Below are 22,724 nucleotides of genomic sequence, written 5' to 3'. Positions count from 1 at the left end.
GCCCGCATCGCTGCTCCGTTACACAACATTCGTTTAAACTCCGCTCCAGCCATCAAGCCCACCCTCGATAAGGACATCCCCCGTGAAGCGAATCGCGCTGCTTTCTCTCGCCTTGGCCCTGTGCGCCTGCCAATCCAACCAGCGCGACTCATCGCCCACCTTGCTCAAGGACGGCATCCAACTGCGCCAAAAAACCGTGGCCGTGGATGCAGACCACGCCAAAGTCGTGATGAAAGCCTACGGCGGCACCGCCCCCGTGGAATTCGCGGTGCGCCGCGAAGGCGACGCCGACCAACGCATGGAAACCCTCGGCACCGTGATGGACACCGGCGAAGGCCGGGTTTTCAACTGGATCGCCAAACTCAACCAGACGGTCGCCAGTGCTGGGTTCAAGCGTTTTCCACAGTTGGAAATTCAGGCCGATCCAGGCAAGAAATTGACCGTATCCAGCACCGCCAGAGCCTCGCGACCGGGTATTTACTCCGTTTGCGGGCCGGTGTTCAGCAACTTCGTGCCGGAGCGGGCGAAGGTGTATCTGGTGGAGTTTCAGTTCAAAGGGGATAGGTGTGTGCAGCAGGTATTTGATGTGACGGATCCGGCGAATCGGGTGGTGGTTGAGGGGGCGGGGAGTGAGGGGAAGGCGGGGTGAGGTTTAGCTTTTATGTGGTGGAGCCTGCGGGAATACCACACCGTTGAAGGTGTGGGTGCAGCAGCTGCAAAATGGCGTCATCTGTTCGGGCGTTAACTGCGGGTTGACCTTTTGAAGCAGGCCTGCGGCGTCGACGAACAAACCGCTGTAGTAGGTAGATTCACCGATTGCCACATACTCGTCCTTGTCGACTTCATGTAACGCGACCATCCAGAACACCGGCTCCGGCCGATCCAGCCGGGCGTTGGCTTCGCTGAAAACCTTGTCCCACGGCTGACCGACTTTGGACAGGAGAAAGCGGAATAGCGGTGTGTAGTCAAAACCGTGTCGTTGATGGCTGTGCATTGAGCCGCGAGTGGACAGTGAGCGCTTTGCACTTTTGGTGTGTCGTTCATGGCGGTAAGCGCGACAGCTGCCGTGGCGCACGCCATGGGTTCGGGTGTTGACTGAGCGGTAGAGGAGGGGCTTTTTCATTGCATTAGAACGCCTTCTTGGGCTGCTTTGGAGGTGGCGGCCAAGCGCCTTGGTAGCGGAAGGAAATTTGGTAGTCGAAAAGGCTGGGTTCTATCTCATGCTGGAAGTGTGGCTGGAGAATCGCGATCCAACTCGGCATTACGTTGAATCCCCCAGCAAAAATTTGAGGTTCATTGTGTAAATCGAGTGCCTTGAGAACGCTGTCTTCCTCAACATTGGTCGAGTATTCATCAGCCTCCAAGGTTTCGGTTTGTTTGTCGAACCATTCCAGCCGTACCTTCATCACCATGATCAAATCTCCATTTATTTTTTTATGCGCCGTTCGTCTTTTGCCGGACCCCGTTGCGCACCTGTATAGGGATCAAATGAGCCGAGGTGGCTGATATCGCTGTAACGATAGACTTCAAGCTCACCTTTTTCTGAGTCCCACTCGAAAAGCTTCCTTCCTTTGGCGTCTTTCCAGCGTTCACGAAGGCCGCCGCCGTTCCGTTTTCGGGTCTTTTTCTTTAGTTCTACCAAACCTGGGAAGCCAGTGATGTCCTCGGTGCTGGGGGCTGGAAAGTAGTCGTAATCAGGATTTCTCAGCCCCTTCCGAGGCTCATTGACCACCACATACAGCGGCCGAACACCCGACTCCACCGGGAACACCAGAATAAAATCCCGATACTCCGGCGGATAAACCGGGTTCACCAGAATCTGAGCTGCCTTCTCCGTCGGCGGGTAAATCCAAATCACCGGCGCTTGCGGCGCAGCCTCCAACGCCGGAATACCCAGCGTGTCGCCCGGATCAACCGCAGGCGTCCAGATCAGCTCCACGCCCTCTCCCAAATCCGCCACAAACTGATCGCCACGGCTTTGGAACTGCACCACATCAATCATCTGCCAATCGACATGGTTGCCTGTGTAAAACCCATACCCCTTCAGCGTGCCGTCCTCACGCTGCTCCACATGCAAACGCATCTGCGACCGCGCCCGTTGCAGCGAACGCAATTGCTCCTCGCTGTAAAGCGCGCTGTCGCCCAACTCAGACGGCCAAGCCAACGCCACCAACCCCGCCAACAGGCCACCGGCTACAGAGCCAGCGGCGGCAGCTGCAGACTCCACTACCGCCGAACGCAACGCCAACTGCCCCAAGCCAGCGGGCAGTGCGCTGCCGCTGATCTTGCGCAGGGCAACCGCGCCTCGGCTGTCCACCTCACGGCCACCCAACAGGCTGAAATGGCCGTAGCCCTTGATCAGCTCCAGCGGTACGTAACCGGTGGGGTTGTTGTAGCGAATGATGCCGTCGGGGAGTTGGCAAGGTTTGGTGAAGGTGCAGCCGGGAAGCGTTGCGGGCGTAGGCGCTGGGGCGGGTATTGGGTCGAATAAGTCTATCGGCGGCGAATAGGGCTCCGGTTTCGGCTGCGGAGTCAGGATTCGCCGTTTGAGTTGGTCTTCTTCGGTGATGGGGTACGAGCGTTCTGGCATGACGGGCTCACTTCCTTGTGCGAGGGAGTGAGCGTACGAGGGGGACTCAGAGGTTGATGTCGGCTTTGTTCGATGGTGTGTGTGGGAAGAGTCAACTGTCTTCTAACGACGTCGACGTGGGTAGTTGGAGTCGTTCATATCGGAACCTACAAGCAGGTAGGACCGTTCTGAATCTCTTACGGAGCCCTCTCCAGCAGCAAAGCGTTTGCTACGGTCGCGAGCCAAATACGCGATGGATACGCCGAATGCTCACGTTCAACACGCTATGGAAAAATCATCCTGAAATCTTCGGAGACGCTGCGCCCTGCCGAACCAATGGCGCCAAGAACTTCAGCGACCAATGCGCGATCAACCTGGGTGTGGCCCTTCGCAGATCCGGCGCCGACCTGAGCAAATTAAGTGGCGTGCGCTATTGTTGGCAGCACCCCAAGAGCGAAGGTCACATACTGGCGGCAGAGGAAATGGCCAAGGCTCTAAGCCGCGCGAACGTCCCTGGTTTACAGCGTGTGCAGAAGGTAAAGCCCGAAGACTTCGAGGATGTGTTGGCAGGACAGCAAGGCATCATTTTCTTCAAAGACTTTTGGCGCCGGGGAAGCGAAACGTTTGGTAATCGCAGTGGTGACCACATCGATCTGTGGAATGGGCGGCGGTTGACGGATTGGCTGAGTTACCCGCGTATTCAGTTGGGGGTCTCGATTGAAGGCACGTTCTCGGATTATCACGAGTCCAGGGAGATTTGGTTTTGGAAGGTTTTATGAAGGTTTTGAAGGGCGTGGTGTTTGTGGTTTTGGTGGTGGCGGTGGCGGTTGGGGTGTTTAACGGGGTTTTTGTGGTGGCCTCGGTTTATTTCGGGCCGTTTTATGAGGGGGACGCGGAGCAGAGTCGGAATTTTGGGATTTGGTTGGTGGGGAATGGAGTGGTGGTTTTGGTTTCGGCGGTGGGTGGGCTGGTTTGGTATTGGAGGTATTTGCGGAGGCGGCGGGGTTGATTAAGGTCGGTTAGCAGGAGATTGAGCTTTTAAACTTGATTGGCAGCGGCGAGTTCGATTTGCTCGTTTGAACTGCATTGTTAAAAAGGAGAAGATGATATATTTTTTGGTGGATGTGAAGTCGTTAAGAGTGTTAGTCGATAGAGAATGGCGTGACACTCTATTATAGCGAATAATTCTCTCCCGGTTTTTAGAGGGAAAAGGGCGTGTCATGATTTAATGAGCTCCGCCCTTGGTTGTAACTTAGACTGGCGCTAATTATTTGGAAATGTCATTGCTTGTTGGATGGCTGTTGTGGAACTTTGGAGTTGGCCTGAAATTTCAGTCAGGGATATAGCTCTCTCTGCCATTAATTTGAATCTGCTTTCGTTGAATGCCGGAGAGTTATATAGCTTTGCTTTTGCTAATAGCGCGGTGTATGCAAAAAATCCGTAAGGGTGTGCTTTGTAAATGTTTTCTATATCCGCGTCGGTAAGAGTGTTGAGAACTTTCAATCCAAGTTCTACTTCATCAAGCTTAAGTGCGGCAGTTGCATAATTTGTCTTGTAAGTGGTTAGGGTTGGGTCCTTCTGGCATGCGGCATGATAATTTTCTAATGATTTTAGTGGCATTCCTAGACCGGATGCTAAAAGTCCTCCTAGGTTATATATTGGTGCGGCATCGACCCCCAAAGTTACAAGTCTCTTGAAGTCTGTGTAAGCCGTTTCTAATAGTTGCGTCTTATGTAGTTCTTGAAGTATCAGGATGGTTGTGTTTAAGGTGAAGTGGATAATTGAGTTGCTCTGATTTTTTGTTTTTTCAGAAGCGGAAAATCTAGCTAATTCGATTATTCCTTTTTTGTCGATTTTGGAATTGGTTAGTTCTTTCCATTCTGTTACGTCATTGTTGCAGCAGATGCCAGCAATAACTTCAAGGCTCGGCAGGTCTGAATTTATTTCTTTAATTATATTTGATATTTTCTTTTCGCTATAATTGCTATCTGGCCCTACTATGCAAATCGATCCAGTGTCGAGTATTGCAATTAAATTGGAATGAGTGAATTCGGATTGTGCGCATCTATATAGTTTGGCAAGAGCTTTGTTGAGAGCAGCGGTGCCATATTTTTTTAGATAGTCAGGCTCGCGAGTGAATCTGATTACAGTTGCAAAGGGAAACGCTTCTTTTGTTGAGGATGCTATAAACTCTTGTAGAGAGTTTATGTCGCCTGTTTTCAAAGTATCGTGGGGCGAAGCGAAGTATTTTGATGCGTTAGACAGCAGGTGGCCAATACTTCCTGCTGGAATAGCCTCTAAATGGCAGCCCGGCTCAAGGTTAAGATAAACTTCATCAGTGCTATCTATTACCGCGAATGATATTTCAGGCTGAGAATTGAAGACTGTTATTCTGGCGCTTTCAACCCTTGGATAAGTTCCTAAGGTTCTAGTTGTTCTGCCATCATTTACTGAGAATTTCATTTTTCCACTGAAGGTAGGATGAAATACTTTGAACTCTTGGCCGACGAGAACTCCAACATTTGATCCTATATCTATAGCAATCACACCCGTATGGGGATTTTGCTCTAAAATTCTTCCGCAAGAAGATAGGATTTCATCTTAAAGTATTACTTGGTTTCTGCCTGCAGCTTTTGCTCTATATAGAGCTGTATCAGCCAAGTCTAAAAGCTCCGCAGTTGGATCAGTACTTAGATCTGCTTTGGATATACTCGAGTGGAACGCAATTCCTATGCTCGTAGATACTCCGCGCTCTGTTGTCGGAGGGGCTGTAAGCGCTGAAAGGTTGTCGCTTTTAGATAACCATTGCCACTCGTCGTCACTTGGAAGAATTTCGTCACATATTGATGATCTGAATTGGTTAGCCCAAATGACAAATTGGTCGCGGGGGGCATTCGCGGAAATAGTTATGAGGTACTCTTCACCTGAAGGATGACCTATGTGAATAAGCGTGTCGGGAGATTGAGCTTGTATCAAGGTTGCACATTTTTCTAAACGTCTGCCGAACGCTTTTAGAACCTGATCGCCGTAGAGGTGACCCCACGTATCGTTTACTTGTTTGAAGTAGTCTATATCTAAAGCAAATACAGCGAGAATTTTTGTATGCTTACTCTCTTGAAGCGCAATGTCGGAGGACTGCTTGCCACTTATTTTTTCAAGTGTTGTTCGAAGTTCTTCTCGGAAAGCTTCTTTTGCAAGCAAGTGCGTAAGTGCGTGATGAGATACTCTGTAGGCGTTAGAGGCGCTCTCCTGTATTCTTTCAATTAAGTCTCTGTATTTTTTTCTGGTTTCCAGTCTGGGAGACTTCGCAAAAGAAAGTGATACGGTTGCATTGTATGTTTGCAAATAATAGCGGGCTGTTAAACTACTAGGGGAGTGATGTGCCACGACCTCGCTTATGGATTTTTCGAGATTTTGAATAACTTGCGAGCTCGGTGGTGGACCACCTAGCTCTTTCCATTGGTTATCATCCTTATAATGAAGTTTGCACGTTATATTTTGGGAGGCTAACTCTCTATCGAATTCAATTTTCAGTGCAATTATTTTGTCAAGTTTCATTTTTTATTTCTTTTTTTTGAGAGTTTTTGCATGTCGTTTTCTTTGCTTCGAAGAAATCGATAGTGTGGTGGTATTAAATTTTCAAAGTTGGGTGAAAGATTTGCAGTGCTTAATATTAATGTGTTTTTTTTGTTCATCTGGCCCTCCTTGGTTTTTTGTATTTCCTAATCCTCGCCGTTGTGCCTGCGAGACGCAAGGGATTGGTGTGGCTTTCTGCTTCCATGACCCGCGGCCAATTTCTTGTGACATATAATCGGACTAAAGCAGGAAGCGAACTTGCTTGTGCCCTTTAGCTCATCAAGGTACCCTTTTTACCGTTGCTGCAAAATCAGCGACCGGGCTTGGAAACCCGATTAGGTATAGGCGCACCAGCGCCCCAAACACGATTACAGGCGCTTTTTTTTGCCTGCGATTTTGTGTAATGGCGGCTGTGCGCGGGAGGACTTCGGTCCTGCCGGGACCTATACCCCCGGTTTTCCAACCTGCGTACAGCTGCCACCCATTCGCTTGGAAACGAACGTGGCAGCTCCAATTAGGTATGGGAGATGCACCGATGACTTATCACGACATGCTTGTTTTTGACCTTTCTGTCTTTTGTGCTTTGGCACCTAACGGAGGTGCCCAATGATCAACCCACCCCTCAACAAAACCCTCGGCATCATCACCTTCTCCACCTGCGGCCAACAGCCCGACCTCCACCGCCTATTCCGCGTCAACTCCGGCGTACCCATCCGCGATGCCCTGGAACATGCTTCAGAACTACTTCACTGTTCCAAAATGCTCGCGTTGGATGCCGCCATGGACAAGAGCGCGGACCGTTACGCCTGGGCAGCGCATTATTTGGGGGAGATGGCGAAGGCGGTGGTGGATGATTTGGCGAATGGGATGTTGCCGAATGGGGTGATGGAGGAGGGGGAGGCTGTTGGTGTGTAGGCGGGTGAGGTGATGGTGTTTGGGCTGGCGTCTTCGCAGCGATGCGGCGACCCGACAAGCCAGCTCCCACATTTTGATCTTGGTACATCCGTGTAAATCGTTTAGCAGTAAAAGAGACCTTGGGACGCCAAGGTCTTTTTTTTGCCTGCAATTCAGGCCAGCAGGTGCTTGGAAATGATCTGCGAGATTTCCACAATCGAAGTCTTTCCGGTGAACTCAAACTTCACTTTCCCCAGCGATGAAAAGTAAATCTCAAGTTCCGAATCCAGATCAAATGTGCCGGACGTTTCCACTGAGTACGCGACGATGTTTTTGTACGGCAGCGAGTTGAAGTCCTTCTTGCTGCCGGTAATCCCCTGCACGTTCACCGCGATGATGCGTTTGGTGGTGAAGACTACGCCGTCGCGCATGGCTTTGTAGGCGTCGATCACTTCTTCACCGTCGAGCAGCAGGGCCGAGACGCGTTCGGCGTATTCGTTGTTTTGTTTGAGTTTGAAGAAGCCTTTGTTGTTGAAGTCGATCATGTGCCTGTCCTTGGGTGAATGGGGCGGTATGCGCCGGCGTGTGTGTATGACGTTTTGCTCGTGGATCTGTATCTAACGGGCTGCTGTTCAGCGCCTTACCATGGCGCCCAGCACACTATTCAAGGAGCGACACCATGCCCGAACTGTCCAGCTGGCTTGCTTATGGCCTGATCTCACTCGGCATGGTGCTCACGCCCGGGCCGAACATGATTTACCTCATTTCCCGCTCGATTTGCCAGGGCCGCACGGCCGGGTTGATTTCGCTGGGCGGTGTTGCGTTGGGTTTCCTTGTTTATATGTTTTGCGCGGCGTTGGGCATTACCGCATTGGTGATGGCGGTGCCCTTTGCGTACGACGCGCTGCGCCTCGGCGGTGCGTTGTACCTGGTGTACCTGGCCTGGCAGGCGGTCAAGCCGGGTGGCCGTTCGCCCTTTCAGGTTCGCAATTTGCCCCAGGACAGCCCGCGCAAGCTGTTCATGATGGGCTTTGTGACCAACCTGCTGAACCCCAAGGTGGCGGTGATGTATTTGTCATTGTTGCCGCAGTTCATTGACCCGAACGGCCATGGCAGTGTGCTGGCGCAGTCGCTGATCCTGGGCTTTACGCAGATTGCTATCAGCGTCAGCGTTAACTCGGTGATTGCCATCATGGCGGGCTCCATCGCGGTGTTCTTCGTCACCCGGCCGGGTTGGCAGGTGGTGCAGCGTTGGGTGATGGGCTCGGTGTTGATGGGGTTGGCCGTGCGTATGGCGGCTGAAGGGCGGCGCTAAGTGGGTGGTCGCAACACGGCGTTTGGTTCCGTGCTCAGCGGGCCATGACGTTGACGATCACGTGGAGGATGAAGGCGGGGCCGTAGCAGGGCTGGCCGTGTTCATCCTCGATCCGCCAGATCGACGTGACGGTGCAGGTTTCCTTGGGCGCGGCGAATTCCACGGTGATGTGCACCGGCTGGCCGGGCAGGGTTTCTGCAATGGCAATTTCGTTGTTCAGGCTGCGCAGGTGTGTGTCCATCACCACTTCCAAGGGCGCGCCCGTGGCGGTGCGCCGGGCGATGACGTATTCGCCGTCCACCCGCACCAGTTTGCGGCCGCGCCAGGGGCGAGTGCCGAGGTTCTGGAGCTCCCAGGTTTTCTGAAAAACTTCGCCGGGCAGCACCACGGTTTGGTCGGGCGTGGTGACGTCTGCATTGAAGACGGCGATATCACTCGGGTCATTCAGGCTGATAGCGCGGTTGGTGGTGGCCAGTGAGTTGGCGTCAGCCGGCGCGCCTGCGAGGTCGGCGAAATAGCGGAACAGCAACAGCGGAGAAACCTGCAGCGCCTTGGCGAGTTTGATCAGCGTGCGTACGGATGGGTCTTGGGAAGCACCGCCCGCCAATCCGTAGAGGTAGGTTCTGGAAATGCCGGCTTCCTTGGCCAGAATGGTCATGGATTTACCCAGTTCCCGGCTGCGTCGTACGACCAGCGCTCGGAGGGTGTCGCGCGTCTTGATGCTCATAGTCGATTACTCATCCCCAGTCCTTGGTGAAGGTCGTTACGTTGTTAGCCAAAAAGGACAACCTGCTCGCCGCAACGGGTAGTGGCCCATGCACACTCGCACCCTGCTAGCGACGTTGTGAAGGACATGGATAGTCCGCGTTTTGATTGGCTATATCCAGTGTCGCGGTTTCTCGCATGCTTGCGACCTCGTGTTTGTTGCATTCCTTTACAACTATCTCTGGATATAGCTATGAAACAGATAAAAGCGTGCTGTGAATCTATTGCCCGATCAGGCTTTGGCACCCTGCAGATTTCAGATGCGATGCAGCAGGATTACAAAAAGATCATTGATGGGTACTCGGCCATTTCCCAAACCACCAAGCAATCATTTTCCTTTGCCGAAGACACTGACGGTTTTTTCCCTTTTGGCGCTGAATATTCGAGTATCGAAGACCACCCGGACTTGTGTGAGCGCTTCTGTTACTGGCCCGCGCATGCGTCGAAGCGAATGGATCTGGAATTCACCCAGAGCCCGTTCTTTACCGCGGTGGATAGTTTTGAGCGCCAGGTCAGCGAGCTCGCCCAAGGATTAATGGACGGCATTTGTGCAGAGTTTGGCGTTGCGCCATTAGCACCCTTGCGGTTGGCGTCTTATATCCAGCTCTGTGTATACGGTGCTCAGGCCACAAACGGCGCGCGTCAATTTGCTCAGGACCCTCATGAAGATGGGCACATGCTGTCATTTATCAAGCCTAACCGCGAAGGGCTGGTCTTGGTCAAGGGCGGTTCGTTAGAGCCGGTTAGGCTCCTGGAAGGCGAGATTGCAGTGCTGGCAGGCTCCTTGCTCACCGAGCTTTCCGATCAGTCCATTCCGGCTGCCTATCATGCTGTGCTGGCACCTAAACAGCCGGTCGCCAGAAGCTCGTTGATTTACTTTGCAAATCCGAGCCCGGAGCAGCTGCCAACCAGCTTTTTCCGCCGCAAACCCATTGACCTGAACGGCGCCGTCAACGCGCGTCATACCGGTTTCGGCAATCAGCCTATCCAACTTCTTTAATCGCCGTGCGGGTTCGAACATTCCATGTTTCCACACTTCAACGCCCTGTACCTCGAAGGCTTGCTCCTGGGCATCGGACTGTTCGCGGCCCCCGGCCCAAAAGACACCTTGGTGATCCGCCAAGGTGTCGGCCGTGGTCCCATCTGGTGGGTGGTCGCTATTTGTGTGCTGGCCGATGTCCTCCTGATCGCTATCGGCGTCACGGGGTTAGGGTCAGTACTGGAAAGTTGGCCGGCGGTGATGGCGCTATTGCTCTTGTCTGGCGCGGCCTATCTGTTGTGGTTCGGTGGTCAGCGCTTGCTGGCCTGCATCCGCAACCAGTCCATGCCGGACACTCAAGGCGGCAATTCACAACGCGGGCTGTTACGCACGGCAATGGTGCTCGGCTTCGCCGACCCCTATGCCTGGCTGGATACGGTGGTGCTGATCGGCTCTATCGGTGCGGCCAAACCCGCAGGCCAACAAGCGCTGTTCGCGACAGGCGCGATGACAGCGTCGTTGGTGTGGTTTGTGCTGTTGGCGCTGGGATGCCAGCGTTTGACCTGGCTGTTTCGCGCACCCGTGGTGTGGCGATGTTTGGACGCTGGCGTTGCAGTGCTGATGGTTTACCTGGCCGGCATGTTGATCGTTGATTCACTGGATATCTTTCAGATAGCCCTGGAGGGTGGTCAGCGGCGGGCTTAGCTCATCAAGGCTGCGGACCTGCTGCACAGCGGCGGCCAGCTTATGCAGCTCGCGCCCGAGTACGGTGTCGGCACCGCCTAAAGTAGTCATTGCCTGGGCAATGCATTCATTAAGTTTGCGTTGAATCGTGGCCAAATCCCCTTGGCGCACCAACAACCCAAACACCTCGCGCTCATACCCATCCATCACCAGATCGTCCCGCAGAATCGGGCTCGCGCCTTCGGCCTCATGCACCAGCTTGAGAGCAAAAAGCGCAACAGCTTCCAGCGTCAATTCCATGGTCCCGGCTCCTCAACGTCTGCGTTCGCCTGTGTTCACCCACTTTTCTACAGGCGAAAAAAAAGACCTTGAATTTCAAGGTCTTTCTTTAAGATGGTGCCCCGAGGGAGACTCGAACTCCCACTCCTTTCGAAAACGGATTTTGAATCCGCCGCGTCTACCAATTCCGCCATCAGGGCTCAATGGCGGCGAAGTATAGAGATGAGATTACCGTTGGTCAATCACGTTTCATGGTCTATTTTCACTATTTCCGCTAGACTTCCCGGCCCTGCTAGACGAACCCCATCATGCGCGTTGCTGACTTTACTTTTGAGCTCCCTGATTCGCTGATCGCTCGCCACCCTTTGGCCGAGCGTCGCGCCAGTCGACTGCTGACCCTGGACGGGGTCAGCGGTGCCCTCGCACACCGTCAATTCACTGATTTGCTTGAGCATTTGCGCCCAGGCGATTTGATGGTGTTTAACAATACCCGGGTGATTCCGGCACGGCTGTTTGGCCAGAAAGCGTCCGGCGGCAAGCTGGAAATTCTGGTGGAGCGGGTGCTGGACAGCCATCGCGTGCTGGCCCATGTGCGCTCCAGCAAGTCGCCGAAACCGGGTTCGAGCATCTTGATCGATGGCGGTGGCGAGGCCGAGATGGTCGCGCGCCATGACGCGTTGTTCGAGCTCAGGTTCGCCGAAGAGGTGTTGCCGCTGCTGGAGCGCGTCGGCCATATGCCGTTGCCTCCTTATATAGACCGCCCCGACGAAGACGCGGACCGCGAGCGCTATCAGACGGTGTACTCGCAGCGCCTTGGCGCTGTGGCCGCGCCGACTGCGGGCCTGCATTTCGACCAGCCGCTGCTGGACGCGATTGCCGCCAAGGGCGTCGAAAGCGCCTATGTGACCCTGCACGTGGGGGCCGGCACGTTTCAGCCGGTGCGTGTGGATAACATCGAAGACCACCATATGCATAGCGAGTGGCTGGAAGTCAGCCAGGAAGTCGTGGATGCCGTTGCTGCGTGCAAGGCGCGTGGCGGTCGTGTTGTTGCTGTCGGCACCACCAGCGTGCGTTCGCTGGAGAGTGCGGCGCGTGATGGCGTGCTCAAGCCGTTCAGCGGCGACACCGATATCTTTATCTTCCCAGGCCGGCCGTTCCATGTGGTCGATTGCCTGGTCACCAACTTCCATTTGCCGGAATCCACGCTGTTGATGCTGGTGTCGGCATTTGCCGGTTACCCGGAAACCATGGCTGCTTATCAAGCCGCCATCGCCAACGAGTACCGTTTTTTCAGCTACGGTGATGCGATGTTTATCACCCGTAACCCTGCGCCGACTGCTCCTAAAGAAGCGGGCCCTGAGGAACAATCATGAGTCGTATGTCGTTTGAACTGTTGGCCACGGACGGCAAGGCTCGTCGTGGTCGCCTCACTTTCCCGCGCGGCACCGTCGAAACCCCGGCCTTCATGCCGGTGGGCACCTACGGCACCGTTAAAGGCATGCTGCCGCGTGACATCGTCGCCACTGGCGCCGAGATCATTCTCGGCAACACCTTCCACCTGTGGCTGCGCCCAGGCACGGAAGTGATCAAGAAGCATGGCGACCTGCATGACTTCATGAAGTGGCAAGGCCCGATCCTCACCGACTCCGGTGGTTTCCAGGTGTTCAGCCTGGGCGCCATGCGCAAGATCAAGGAAGAAGGCGTGACCTTCGCCTCGCCGGTCGACGGTTCCAAGGTGTTCATGGGCCCGGAAGAATCGATGCAGGTGCAGCGCGACCTGGGTTCCGACATCGTGATGATCTTCGACGAATGCACGCCGTACCCGGCGGACGAAGACGTCGCGCGTATCTCCATGGAGCTATCGTTGCGTTGGGCCCAGCGTTCGAAGAACGCCCACGGCGACAACACTGCGGCGCTGTTCGGTATCGTCCAGGGCGGCATGCACGAAAGCCTGCGCAAGCGCTCGCTGGAAGGCTTGGACAAAATCGGCTTTGATGGCCTGGCCATCGGCGGTTTGTCGGTGGGCGAGCCCAAGCACGAAATGATCAAGGTGCTGGATTACCTGCCAGGCCTGATGCCGGCTGACAAACCTCGTTACCTTATGGGCGTTGGCAAACCGGAAGATCTCGTAGAGGGTGTGCGCCGCGGTGTGGACATGTTCGATTGCGTGATGCCAACCCGTAATGCCCGCAATGGGCATCTGTTCATCGATACAGGCGTGCTGAAGATCCGTAACGCGTTCCATCGCCATGATGATTCGCCGCTGGATCCCACCTGTGACTGCTACACCTGCCAGAACTTCTCGCGTGCTTATCTGCACCATCTGGACAAGTGCGGGGAAATGCTGGGTAGCATGTTGAATACCATCCACAATTTGCGTCACTACCAAGTCCTGATGGCTGGTTTGCGCGAGGCTATTCAACAGGGTACATTGGCCGCCTTCGTCGATGCCTTCTATGCCAAGCGCGGGCTCCCTGTGCCGCCCTTGGACTGAGTTTTCCGACCCTAAGATTCACTATTTGCAACTGGAGTGCTAAATGAGCTTTTTTATCTCTAATGCCATGGCTGACGCCGCTGCGCCTGCCGCTGCCGGCCCTATGGGCGGTGGTTTTGAGTGGATTTTCCTGGTCGGCTTCCTGGTCATCTTCTACCTGATGATCTGGCGTCCACAGGCCAAGCGCGCCAAAGAGCAGAAAAACCTGCTGGGCAGCCTGCAAAAAGGCGACGAAGTTGTGACCACTGGCGGCATCGCCGGCAAGATCACCAAGGTTTCCGATGCTTTCGTGGTTCTGGAAGTCTCCGACACCGTAGAAATGAAGTTCCAGAAGGGCGCCATCGCCGCCACGCTGCCAAAAGGCACGCTCAAAGCGATCTGAGTAACAACCTTTACCAATCGACGGGGCGCGCAAGGCGCCCCGCGTTATAAGCGGGCGGCGTGATGCTGAACAAATACCCTCTGTGGAAATACGTACTGATCCTGGCGGTGCTGGCGATCGGTTTTATTTATTCCGCTCCCAATCTTTATCCTGATGACCCTGCGATCCAGATCACTGGCGCCAGCACTTCGCTGCAAGTCAATCAGGCTGACCTGGAACGCGCGAGCAAAGCGCTGACCGACGCGGGCATCCAGGTTAAAGCGGCAACACTGGCATCTGATGCGAAGGGCGGCTTGCTGCGCCTGACCAAGGCAGAAGACCAATTGCCGGCCAAAGACGTTGTGCGCAAGGCCATGGGTGACGACTACGTTGTTGCACTGAACCTGGCACAGACCACGCCAAAATGGCTGCGCAGCATTGGCGCGCACCCGATGAAGCTGGGTCTGGACTTGTCCGGTGGTGTGCACTTCCTGCTGGAAGTCGACATGGACAAGGCCCTCGACGCACGCCTGAAGGTCTACGAAGGCGACGTCAAGAGCCTGCTGCGTAAAGAGAAGGTGCGTTATCGCAGCCTGCCGCAGCTTAACGGTGCCATCCAGCTGGGCTTCTCTGACGAAGCTACCCGCGAACAGGCCCGTGCGCTGGTGCGCAAGAACTTCAACGATTTCGACATCGTACCGGCTGACCTGAACGGCCAACCTGTACTGCGTCTGGCGATGACCCCGGCCAAGCTGGCGGAAATCCGCGAATACTCCATCAAGCAGAACTTGACCACGGTACGTAACCGCGTCAACGAGCTGGGTGTGGCCGAGCCGATCGTTCAGCGTCAGGGTGCCAACCGCATCGTGGTTGAACTGCCGGGCGTACAGGACACCGCTGAAGCCAAGCGTATCCTGGGTAAAACCGCCAACCTGGAATTCCGTCTGGCTGCTGAGCCGGGGGCTTCCCGCGCGACTGCCGAAGAATTCGAGTTCCGTGAAGGTAACCGTCCTCCAGCGTTGATCGAGCGTGGCTTGATCATCACCGGTGACCAGGTGACCGACGCCAAGGCGGGTTTTGACTCGCAGCACGGCACGCCTGAAGTGAACATCCGTCTGGATGGCCACGGCGGCGACTTGATGAGCCGCGCCACGCGCAGCAACGTCGGCCGCAGCATGGCGGTGATCTTCATCGAGCAACGTCCGGTTACCACTTACACCAAGCAAGTGGTCGACGGCGTCGAGAAAGACGTGCCGGTGCAGACCTTCAAGGAAGAGAAGAAGATCATCAGCCTGGCGACCATCCAGTCGCCGCTGGGTGCTCAATTCCGCATCACTGGCCTGAACGGCCAGGGCGAATCGTCCGAGCTGGCGCTGCTGCTGCGTGCTGGTGGCTTGGCGGCGCCGATGTACTTCGCTGAAGAACGCACCATTGGCCCGAGCCTGGGTGCCGACAACATCACCAAAGGTATCGACGCAGCCTTGTGGGGCATGCTGTTCGTGTCGCTGTTCATCATCGCCATCTACCGCTTCTTCGGCATCATCGCCACCGTGGCCCTGGCGGGCAACATGGTGATGCTGCTGGCCTTGATGTCGCTGCTGGGCGCTACGCTGACCCTGCCAGGTATCGCCGGTATCGTGCTCACCATGGGTATGGCGGTAGACGCCAACGTACTGATCTTCTCGCGTATTCGTGAAGAGATTGCGGCGGGCATGACCGTACAGCGTGCAATCAACGAAGGCTTCGGCCGGGCATTTACCGCGATTCTCGACTCCAACTTGACCACTTTGCTGGTCGGCGGGATTCTCTTTGCCATGGGCACCGGCCCGGTCAAAGGTTTTGCGGTGACCATGTCCCTCGGTATCTTTACCTCGATGTTCACGGCCATCATGGTGACCCGCGCAATGGTCAACCTGATCTTTGGCGGGCGTGACTTCAAGAAGTTGTGGATTTAAGGGGCTGCCATGTTACGTACAATCAACTTCATGGGCGTTCGCAACGTTGCGTTCGGCTTCACCATGGTGCTCACCGTTCTGGCGTTGTTCAGCTGGTTCCATAAGGGCCTGAACTACGGCCTGGACTTCACCGGCGGTACGCTCATCGAGCTGACCTACGAGAAGCCCGCCGACGTCACCCTGGTGCGCAATGAGCTGGTCAAGGCCGGCTATCACGAAGCCATCGTGCAGAGCTTTGGTGCCACCACCGACCTGCTGGTGCGTATGCCGGGCGAAGACCCGCAACTGGGTCACCAGGTAGCCGAGGCCTTGCAGAAGGTCGGCGGCGACAACCCGGCGTCGGTCAAGCGCGTTGAGTTCGTTGGCCCGCAGGTGGGTGAAGAGCTGCGCGACCAGGGCGGCCTCGGCATGCTGATGGCGCTGGCCGGCATCATGATTTACCTGGCGTTCCGCTTTCAGTGGAAGTTCGGTGTCGGCGCCATTGTGTCGCTGATCCACGACGTGATCGTGACCGTGGGTATCCTCGCGTACTTCCAGATCACCTTCGACCTGACGGTGTTGGCGGCGGTGCTGGCGATCATTGGTTACTCGCTCAACGACACCATCGTGGTATTCGACCGGGTTCGCGAGAACTTCCGCGTACTGCGCAAGGCGTCGCTGATCGAAAACATCAACGTTTCCACGACCCAGACTCTGCTGCGGACCATGGCGACCTCGATCTCCACGTTGCTGGCGATTGCGGCGCTGATGATCTTCGGTGGCGACAACCTGTGGGGCTTCTCCCTGGCGCTGTTCATCGGCGTTCTGGCGGGCACCTACTCGTCGATCTACATCGCCAACGTGGTGCTGATCTGGCTGAACCTCAACAGCGAAGACTTGATCCCTCCTGCCGCTACCGGCAAGGAGGTCGACGACCGCCCTTGATGGGCGTTCGTTGACACGCTGTTACAAAGAAGGCGCGAGTATTGAACTCGCGCCTTTTTTTTTGCTCCAAGGCTGGGTATAGCGCGGATCGTTCGGTCCGTTTGTGATGGTCAGGAGGTTCAACGTGAACAAGTCGTTGCTGGTTGGTGCGGTATTGGGTGCTGTCGGTGTGACTGCCGGGGGTGCTGTTGCCACCTACAGCCTGGTAAAAAGCGGCCCTGAGTATGCGCAAGTGCTGGCGGTACAGCCGGTGAAAACCCAGATTAAAACCCCGCGTGAAGTCTGCAAAGACGTCGCCGTAACCCGGCAGAAGCCTGTGCAGGATCAACACCAAATCGTCGGCACCGTGGTCGGTGCACTGGCTGGTGGCCTGTTGGGTAACCAGGTCGGTGGCGGTAATGGCAAGAAGCTGGCTACGGTAGCCGGTGCGGTCGGTGGCGGTTACGCCGGTAACAAGGTTCAGGAAGGCATGCAGAACCGCGATACCTACACCACCACGCAAACCCGTTGTAACACCGTCAACGACATCAGCGACAAGGTTGTCGGCTATGACGTGCGGTACACCCTGGATGGTAAAGAAGGTTCGGTGCGTATGGACCGTGATCCAGGTGGTCAGATTCCAGTCGACAAAGAAGGTCGTTTGATTCTGGGCCAGAACCAGCAGTAATTCCAAAGCCTGGCTTCGGTCTAAATGTGGGAGCTGGCTTGCCGGCGATAGCGGTGGGTCAGCAGCTAATCAGCTGGCTGGCAGGCCGCTATCGCAGGCAAGCCAGCTCCCACATTTGATTTGTGTTGCAGGCTCAAATCCCAGGCATAAAAAAGCACCCCTCGGGGTGCTTTTTTGTGCTTGCTCGCTTAACGCTTCAGCGAAGCCGGCAGGTGCGGCTGGATCGCCGTCAGTACTGCCTTGAAGCATTTGGTGTTGCCGGCAACTACGTGGCCTTTCTCAAGGAAGTCGTGACCACCGGTGAAGTCGCTCACCAGGCCGCCCGCTTCCTGGATCAGCAGGGCGCCTGCAGCCATGTCCCACTCGGACAGGCCCGACTCCCAGAACGCATCGAAACGACCGGCAGCTACGTAAGCCAGATCCAGGCTTGCCGCGCCAGCGCGACGGATGCCGGCGGTCTGGCCAACCAGGGCGCGGAACATGCCCAGGTAGTTTTCCAGGTTGTCCATCTGGTCGTCACGGAACGGGAAGCCAGTGCCCAGCAGGGCGCCGTCGAGGCTGGTGCGGCCGCTTACGCGCAGGCGACGACCGTTCAGCTGGGCGCCACGGCCACGGCTGGCGGTGAATTCTTCCTGGCGAACCGGGTCCAGCACAACAGCGTGTTCCAGACGGCCACGGTATTTGCAGGCAATGCTCACAGCGAAGTGTGGGATGCCGCGCAGGAAGTTGGTGGTGCCGTCCAGTGGGTCGATGATCCACAGGTAGTCTTCGCCTTCGCCGCTGCCTTTGTGCAAACCGGTTTCTTCACCGAGGATGCCGTGGGTAGGGTAGGCCTTGCGCAGAGCGTCGATGATTTTCTGTTCGGCGGCGCGATCCACCTCGGATACATAATCCTTGGCGTCTTTTTCGTCGACCTTGATGGTATCCAGGCGCTCGATGGAGCGGAAGATCAATTCACTGGCGCTGCGGGCGGCGCGCAGCGCGATATTCAGCATGGGCTGCATGGATGTGTCACCTAAGGTTGTTAAAGAAAGCCGAGCATTCTAGCAGAAACTTTCTTCAGGTGAAGGACGACGTTAGCTTTCATGGCATAACCTTAGGCTGTTCTGTAAGATTTGCTCCCCTTTCCCGTGTCCGAGAGCGCCTCCCTTGCTGCAAAACATTCGTGTCGTCTTGGTCAATACCAGTCATCCCGGCAACATCGGCGGGGTGGCGCGAGCCATGAAAAACATGGGGCTGACGCGCCTGGTGCTGGTCGAACCGCGCTTGTTCCCGCACCACGAGGCCGATGCCCGTGCATCCGGCGCCAATGACATCCTGGAAAAAGCCCAGGTCGTCGCCACTCTGGAAGACGCCTTGGTCGGTTGCAATCTGGTGCTCGGCACCAGCGCCCGTGACCGTCGCATCCCATGGCCACTGCTGGATCCGCGCGAGTGCGGCACCAAGGTGGTGGAAGAGGCCGCCGGCGGTGCTGAAATTGCCTTGGTATTTGGCCGTGAAGACTCCGGCCTGACCAATGAAGAGCTGCAGCGATGTCATTACCACGTGCACATTCCATCAGACCCTGAGTTCAGCTCGCTGAACCTGGGGGCGGCGGTGCAGGTGTTGAGTTATGAAGTGCGCATGGCCTGGCTGGCCGCTGAAGGTCAGCCGAGCAAGGTTGAAAAGGATGAAGTTGCCTCGACCAAAAGTGGCGAGTTGGCCACCATGGACGAGCTCGAGCGATTCTATGAACACCTGGAGCAAACCCTGGTGGCCATTGAATTCCTCGATCCGGAAAAACCACGGCACTTGATGGCGCGCCTGCGTCGCCTGTACGGGCGCAGCTCGGTGAGTCGAGCGGAAATGAATATATTGCGTGGCATCCTCACGGAAACCCAAAAAGCGGCCCGTGGCGAGCTTCTTAAGCGGAAGGATTAAAAATGTTCGAGCGTTTGCGAGAAGATATCCAGAGTGTTTTCCACCGTGACCCGGCGGCGCGCAACGCCTTTGAAGTGCTGACCTGCTACCCCGGCATGCACGCGATCTGGATCCATCGTCTGTCCGGCGCGTTGTGGGGCATGGGCTGGAAATGGCTGGCACGGCTGGTGTCGAACTTCGGCCGCTGGCTGACCGGGATCGAGATTCATCCGGGGGCCAAGGTGGGGCGTCGCTTCTTTATCGACCATGGCATGGGCATCGTGATCGGCGAGACCGCTGAGATTGGTGACGATGTGACGCTGTATCAGGGCGTGACCCTGGGCGGCACCAGTTGGAACAAAGGCAAGCGCCATCCAACCCTGGGTGACGGCGTGGTGGTGGGGGCGGGCGCCAAGGTGCTCGGTCCATTTACCGTCGGCGCCGGTGCCAAAGTCGGCTCGAATGCCGTGGTCACCAAGGCAGTGCCGCCTGGCGCCACGGTTGTTGGTATTCCGGGGCGCATCATCGTGAAGCCGGAAGCAGGCGACGAGCAGGAAGCCAAGCGCAAGGCCATGGCTGAAAAGATCGGCTTCGATGCCTACGGCGTCAGCGAAGACATGCCCGACCCCGTGGCGCGCGCCATTGGGCAGTTGCTTGACCACTTGCAAGCGGTCGACGGCAAGCTGGATGGCATGTGTGGTGCGCTGAAAGAGCTGGGCAGCAGCTACTGTGCGAAAGATCTGCCTGAGCTGCGCGAAGAAGACTTCGCCGAGATCAAGAACGAAACCGCCACCAAGGCTGGCTAGTTCTCAAGATCGATAAAAAACTCCTGTGGGAGCTGGCTTGCCTGCGATTGCGGTCTGCCAGCTACCCTTTGAGTGGCTGGCCCGCCGCAATCGCAGGCAAGCCAGCTCCCACCTTTGATCTCCATTGGTCTTGAGATTGAGTCGTGGCCTTGTTCCTGCTGTTCGATCCCACCCCACCCTGCTATGATTCGCGCGCCCTTTTTACGGGTAATCCTGACTAAAGTACTAGGTCTTATAGTTGACTTAAATACTCGGGAATCGCATACTTGCTCCCATTCTGAAACACCTTGGTACTTGTCCATGAGACTGACTACAAAAGGCCGATACGCGGTAACTGCCATGCTGGATCTGGCCTTGCACGCGCAAACTGGGCCGGTGTCCCTGGCCGATATCTCCGAGCGCCAAGGCATTTCCCTGTCCTACCTCGAACAGCTGTTCGCCAAGTTGCGCCGCAGCAACCTGGTTTCCAGCGTCCGTGGGCCGGGTGGCGGCTACCAACTGTCCCGCGACATGCAGGGTATCCAGGTAGCCCAGGTGATCGACGCGGTGAACGAATCCGTCGATGCCACCAAATGCCAGGGTTTGGGTGATTGCCATGCCGGCGACACCTGCCTGACACACCACTTGTGGTGTGACTTGAGCCTGCAGATCCATGAGTTTTTGAGTGGTATCAGCTTGGCTGATCTTGTGACTCGCCGTGAGGTGCAAGAAGTAGCCCAGCGTCAGGACCAGCGCCGTTGCAATACCAAGGCGCCGCGTCTGGACAAGATTGAAGCGTCCGCCGTCGAGTGACAGCCGCAGAGCTAACGGCACGCCAGCCAGCCTGATTTAGGAGAAAGTCCATGAAATTGCCGATTTACCTTGATTACTCAGCGACCACCCCGGTTGATCCGCGTGTCGCGCAAAAGATGAGCGAGTGCCTGCTGGTTGACGGAAACTTCGGCAACCCAGCCTCTCGTTCCCACGTGTTCGGCTGGAAAGCCGAGGAAGCGGTCGAGAACGCTCGTCGCCAAGTCGCTGACCTGGTGGGCGCAGACCCGCGTGAAATCGTCTGGACCTCTGGTGCTACCGAGTCCGACAACCTGGCAATCAAGGGCGCGGCGCATTTCTACGCGACCAAAGGCAAACACCTGATCACCACCAAGATTGAGCACAAGGCTGTCCTCGACACCATGCGCCAACTGGAGCGTGAAGGTTTCGAGGTCACCTACCTCGAGCCAACCACCGACGGTATCGTCACCCCGGCCATGATCGAAGCCGCGCTGCGTGAAGACACCATCCTGGTTTCCGTGATTCACGTGAACAACGAAATCGGCACCATCAACGACATAGCGGCCATCGGCGAGTTGACCCGTTCCAAGGGCATCCTGCTGCATGTTGACGCTGCTCAGTCCACCGGCAAGGTCGACATCGACCTGTCGAAGCTGAAAGTCGACCTGATGTCGTTCTCTGCCCACAAGACCTATGGCCCTAAAGGCATTGGTGCCCTCTACGTCAGCCGCAAGCCGCGCGTACGTATCGAAGCCACCATGCACGGCGGCGGTCATGAGCGTGGCATGCGTTCCGGCACCCTGGCGACCCACCAGATCGTCGGCATGGGCGAAGCCTTCCGTGTAGCCAAGGAAGACATGGCTGCCGAAAACATCCGCATCAAGGCCCTCAGCGATCGCTTCTACAAGCAGGTCGAGAACCTTGAAGAGCTGTACATCAACGGCAGCATGACCGCCCGTGTACCGCACAACCTGAATTTGAGCTTCAACTATGTCGAAGGCGAGTCGCTGATCATGGCACTCAAGGACCTGGCGGTTTCGTCCGGTTCGGCCTGCACCTCGGCCTCGCTTGAGCCTTCGTACGTGCTGCGCGCCCTGGGCCGCAACGACGAACTGGCACACAGCTCGATCCGCTTTACGTTCGGCCGCTTCACCACCGAAGAGCAAGTCGACTACGCCGCGCAGAAAGTCTGCGAAGCCGTCAACAAGCTGCGCGTTCTGTCGCCGCTGTGGGACATGTACAAAGACGGTGTCGATATTTCCAAGATCGAGTGGGCGGCACACTAAATATAGAAGCCGCCACCCAAGCTCTGTAATAACGTGGCGGAAAACGCAGGCGTTTTTACAGGGTTCCAGAGCGGCCCTGATGAGTGAGGATTCAGTACCATGGCTTACAGCGAAAAGGTCATCGACCACTACGAAAACCCGCGCAACGTCGGCAAGATGAACGCGGAAGACCCTGATGTCGGCACTGGCATGGTCGGCGCTCCGGCGTGCGGCGACGTTATGCGCCTGCAGATCAAGGTCAACGACGCTGGCGTTATCGAAGACGCCAAGTTCAAGACTTACGGCTGCGGTTCCGCCATTGCCTCCAGCTCCCTCGCCACCGAGTGGATGAAAGGCAAGACCCTGGATGAGGCTGTCACCATCAGCAACACCCAGTTGGCTGAAGAACTGGCCCTGCCGCCAGTGAAAATCCACTGCTCGGTACTCGCAGAGGACGCCATCAAGGCGGCTGTTCGCGACTACAAGCAGAAGAAAGGCTTGATCTAAGCATTTGGCGACGA

28 protein-coding genes and 1 tRNA gene are annotated in these 22,724 nt (G+C 56.1%); 18 read left to right on the top strand and 11 right to left on the bottom strand.

Translation table 11 applies throughout. The features are described from left to right. The first annotated feature begins 82 nt into the window (after positions 1-82). A complete protein-coding gene (locus PspR76_RS25420; RefSeq protein ID WP_159959715.1) occupies positions 83-649 on the top strand; it encodes a hypothetical protein in 567 nt (188 codons plus the stop codon). Between the two features lie 3 nt (positions 650-652). Here PspR76_RS25420 and PspR76_RS25415 read toward each other — a convergent pair whose 3' ends face one another. The 3 genes from PspR76_RS25415 to PspR76_RS25405 are packed head-to-tail and all read right to left on the bottom strand — an operon-like array spanning position 653 to position 2,590. Beyond that, positions 653-1,123 carry a hypothetical protein gene (locus tag PspR76_RS25415; RefSeq protein WP_159959713.1) on the bottom strand — a complete coding sequence of 157 codons (471 nt, stop codon included), beginning with the start codon at positions 1,121-1,123 and terminating at the stop codon, positions 653-655. Positions 1,124-1,127: 4 nt separating this feature from the next. Further along, entirely contained in the window at positions 1,128-1,412 is a 285-nt protein-coding gene (locus PspR76_RS25410; RefSeq protein ID WP_159959711.1) for a colicin E3-like toxin immunity protein, read from the bottom strand. Positions 1,413-1,426: 14 nt separating this feature from the next. After that, a complete protein-coding gene (locus tag PspR76_RS25405) occupies positions 1,427-2,590 on the bottom strand; it encodes an S-type pyocin domain-containing protein (RefSeq protein ID WP_159959709.1) in 1,164 nt (387 codons plus the stop codon). Positions 2,591-2,835: 245 nt separating this feature from the next. On the opposite strand from PspR76_RS25405, the gene PspR76_RS25400 reads away from it, so the two are divergent. Next, positions 2,836-3,348, top strand: coding sequence for a type VI secretion system amidase effector protein Tae4 (locus tag PspR76_RS25400; protein WP_159959707.1), 513 nt, complete (start codon positions 2,836-2,838; stop codon positions 3,346-3,348). Then, positions 3,345-3,578: a hypothetical protein gene (locus tag PspR76_RS25395; RefSeq protein ID WP_159959705.1), complete on the top strand. Its 234-nt coding sequence runs from the start codon at positions 3,345-3,347 to the stop codon at positions 3,576-3,578. The genes PspR76_RS25400 and PspR76_RS25395 overlap by 4 nt, the downstream gene beginning before the upstream one ends. Positions 3,579-3,832: 254 nt before the next feature. On the opposite strand, the gene PspR76_RS25390 is transcribed toward PspR76_RS25395, so the two are convergent. From PspR76_RS25390 to PspR76_RS25380, 3 genes are read right to left on the bottom strand one after another with little or no spacing between them, the layout of a single operon-like run. Further along, positions 3,833-5,116 (bottom strand): hypothetical protein, encoded by a 1,284-nt coding sequence (locus tag PspR76_RS25390; RefSeq protein ID WP_159959703.1) that lies wholly within the window; start codon positions 5,114-5,116, stop codon positions 3,833-3,835. Positions 5,117-5,170: 54 nt separating this feature from the next. Beyond that, positions 5,171-6,127, bottom strand: a complete 957-nt coding sequence (locus PspR76_RS25385; RefSeq protein ID WP_159959701.1) for a GGDEF domain-containing protein — start codon at positions 6,125-6,127, stop codon at positions 5,171-5,173. After that, positions 6,124-6,264 (bottom strand): hypothetical protein, encoded by a 141-nt coding sequence (locus tag PspR76_RS25380; protein WP_159959699.1) that lies wholly within the window; start codon positions 6,262-6,264, stop codon positions 6,124-6,126. The genes PspR76_RS25385 and PspR76_RS25380 overlap by 4 nt, the downstream gene beginning before the upstream one ends. Before the next feature lie 487 nt (positions 6,265-6,751). On the opposite strand from PspR76_RS25380, the gene PspR76_RS25375 reads away from it, so the two are divergent. Continuing rightward, entirely contained in the window at positions 6,752-7,060 is a 309-nt protein-coding gene (locus PspR76_RS25375) for a DUF3077 domain-containing protein (protein ID WP_159959697.1), read from the top strand. Positions 7,061-7,212: 152 nt separating this feature from the next. Here PspR76_RS25375 and PspR76_RS25370 read toward each other — a convergent pair whose 3' ends face one another. Beyond that, positions 7,213-7,584 (bottom strand): PH domain-containing protein, encoded by a 372-nt coding sequence (locus PspR76_RS25370; RefSeq protein WP_159959695.1) that lies wholly within the window; start codon positions 7,582-7,584, stop codon positions 7,213-7,215. A 134-nt stretch (positions 7,585-7,718) separates the two neighbouring features. On the opposite strand from PspR76_RS25370, the gene PspR76_RS25365 reads away from it, so the two are divergent. Further along, positions 7,719-8,354 carry a LysE family translocator gene (locus PspR76_RS25365; RefSeq protein WP_159959693.1) on the top strand — a complete coding sequence of 212 codons (636 nt, stop codon included), beginning with the start codon at positions 7,719-7,721 and terminating at the stop codon, positions 8,352-8,354. Positions 8,355-8,388: 34 nt separating this feature from the next. Here PspR76_RS25365 and PspR76_RS25360 read toward each other — a convergent pair whose 3' ends face one another. Further along, positions 8,389-9,081 (bottom strand): NBR1-Ig-like domain-containing protein, encoded by a 693-nt coding sequence (locus PspR76_RS25360; protein WP_159959691.1) that lies wholly within the window; start codon positions 9,079-9,081, stop codon positions 8,389-8,391. 231 nt (positions 9,082-9,312) lie between these two features. On the opposite strand from PspR76_RS25360, the gene PspR76_RS25355 reads away from it, so the two are divergent. Together PspR76_RS25355 and PspR76_RS25350 are read left to right on the top strand one after the other, a co-directional pair. Further along, positions 9,313-10,119, top strand: coding sequence for a 2OG-Fe(II) oxygenase family protein (locus PspR76_RS25355; protein ID WP_159959689.1), 807 nt, complete (start codon positions 9,313-9,315; stop codon positions 10,117-10,119). Positions 10,120-10,143: 24 nt separating this feature from the next. After that, positions 10,144-10,803: a LysE/ArgO family amino acid transporter gene (locus PspR76_RS25350; protein WP_159959687.1), complete on the top strand. Its 660-nt coding sequence runs from the start codon at positions 10,144-10,146 to the stop codon at positions 10,801-10,803. Here PspR76_RS25350 and PspR76_RS25345 read toward each other — a convergent pair. Together PspR76_RS25345 and PspR76_RS25340 are read right to left on the bottom strand one after the other, a co-directional pair. Continuing rightward, on the bottom strand, positions 10,753-11,082 hold the full coding sequence (locus tag PspR76_RS25345; protein ID WP_159959685.1) for a hypothetical protein: 330 nt from the start codon (positions 11,080-11,082) through the stop codon (positions 10,753-10,755). The genes PspR76_RS25350 and PspR76_RS25345 overlap by 51 nt on opposite strands. A gap of 94 nt (positions 11,083-11,176) precedes the next feature. Continuing rightward, positions 11,177-11,261: transfer RNA gene (locus PspR76_RS25340), tRNA-Leu, on the bottom strand. 108 nt (positions 11,262-11,369) lie between these two features. Between PspR76_RS25340 and queA the strand changes: the two genes are divergently transcribed. From queA to PspR76_RS25310, 6 genes are all read left to right on the top strand, one after another. Beyond that, positions 11,370-12,434, top strand: a complete 1,065-nt coding sequence (queA, locus tag PspR76_RS25335) for a tRNA preQ1(34) S-adenosylmethionine ribosyltransferase-isomerase QueA (protein WP_159959683.1) — start codon at positions 11,370-11,372, stop codon at positions 12,432-12,434. Between the two features lie 5 nt (positions 12,435-12,439). Next, positions 12,440-13,555, top strand: coding sequence for a tRNA guanosine(34) transglycosylase Tgt (gene tgt / locus PspR76_RS25330; RefSeq protein WP_003175976.1), 1,116 nt, complete (start codon positions 12,440-12,442; stop codon positions 13,553-13,555). Positions 13,556-13,598: 43 nt separating this feature from the next. Next, positions 13,599-13,937, top strand: coding sequence for a preprotein translocase subunit YajC (yajC, locus tag PspR76_RS25325; protein ID WP_003175975.1), 339 nt, complete (start codon positions 13,599-13,601; stop codon positions 13,935-13,937). A 62-nt stretch (positions 13,938-13,999) separates the two neighbouring features. Next, positions 14,000-15,871, top strand: a complete 1,872-nt coding sequence (gene secD, locus PspR76_RS25320; RefSeq protein ID WP_159959681.1) for a protein translocase subunit SecD — start codon at positions 14,000-14,002, stop codon at positions 15,869-15,871. 9 nt (positions 15,872-15,880) lie between these two features. Then, positions 15,881-16,795 carry a protein translocase subunit SecF gene (gene secF, locus PspR76_RS25315; RefSeq protein ID WP_159959679.1) on the top strand — a complete coding sequence of 305 codons (915 nt, stop codon included), beginning with the start codon at positions 15,881-15,883 and terminating at the stop codon, positions 16,793-16,795. Between the two features lie 124 nt (positions 16,796-16,919). Then, positions 16,920-17,462 (top strand): glycine zipper 2TM domain-containing protein, encoded by a 543-nt coding sequence (locus PspR76_RS25310; protein ID WP_053257883.1) that lies wholly within the window; start codon positions 16,920-16,922, stop codon positions 17,460-17,462. 188 nt (positions 17,463-17,650) lie between these two features. Here the strand turns inward: PspR76_RS25310 and suhB are convergent, their stop codons facing one another. Next, positions 17,651-18,466, bottom strand: a complete 816-nt coding sequence (gene suhB / locus PspR76_RS25305; RefSeq protein WP_003175971.1) for a type III secretion system regulator SuhB — start codon at positions 18,464-18,466, stop codon at positions 17,651-17,653. Between the two features lie 145 nt (positions 18,467-18,611). On the opposite strand from suhB, the gene trmJ reads away from it, so the two are divergent. The 5 genes from trmJ (at position 18,612) to iscU (ending at position 22,710) form a co-directional block, all read left to right on the top strand. After that, positions 18,612-19,382 (top strand): tRNA (cytosine(32)/uridine(32)-2'-O)-methyltransferase TrmJ, encoded by a 771-nt coding sequence (trmJ, locus tag PspR76_RS25300; RefSeq protein ID WP_010565226.1) that lies wholly within the window; start codon positions 18,612-18,614, stop codon positions 19,380-19,382. Between the two features lie 2 nt (positions 19,383-19,384). Next, complete coding sequence (cysE, locus tag PspR76_RS25295; protein ID WP_159959677.1) at positions 19,385-20,167, top strand: serine O-acetyltransferase; 783 nt, start codon at positions 19,385-19,387, stop codon at positions 20,165-20,167. A 300-nt stretch (positions 20,168-20,467) separates the two neighbouring features. Continuing rightward, positions 20,468-20,959 carry a Fe-S cluster assembly transcriptional regulator IscR gene (gene iscR, locus PspR76_RS25290; RefSeq protein ID WP_003194020.1) on the top strand — a complete coding sequence of 164 codons (492 nt, stop codon included), beginning with the start codon at positions 20,468-20,470 and terminating at the stop codon, positions 20,957-20,959. A gap of 50 nt (positions 20,960-21,009) precedes the next feature. After that, positions 21,010-22,224 carry an IscS subfamily cysteine desulfurase gene (locus PspR76_RS25285; RefSeq protein ID WP_017135944.1) on the top strand — a complete coding sequence of 405 codons (1,215 nt, stop codon included), beginning with the start codon at positions 21,010-21,012 and terminating at the stop codon, positions 22,222-22,224. A 99-nt stretch (positions 22,225-22,323) separates the two neighbouring features. Beyond that, the gene (gene iscU / locus PspR76_RS25280) at positions 22,324-22,710 is read left to right on the top strand and encodes a Fe-S cluster assembly scaffold IscU (protein WP_003175965.1); all 387 of its coding nucleotides are present in this window, start codon (positions 22,324-22,326) and stop codon (positions 22,708-22,710) included. The last annotated feature ends 14 nt before the right edge of the window (positions 22,711-22,724 follow it).

It is taken from the genome of Pseudomonas sp. R76 (assembly GCF_009834565.1).
Lineage (GTDB): Bacteria > Pseudomonadota > Gammaproteobacteria > Pseudomonadales > Pseudomonadaceae > Aquipseudomonas.
The sequence above is the reverse complement of the archived record's forward strand: the minus strand, read 5'-3'. Positions and strand labels throughout refer to the sequence as shown.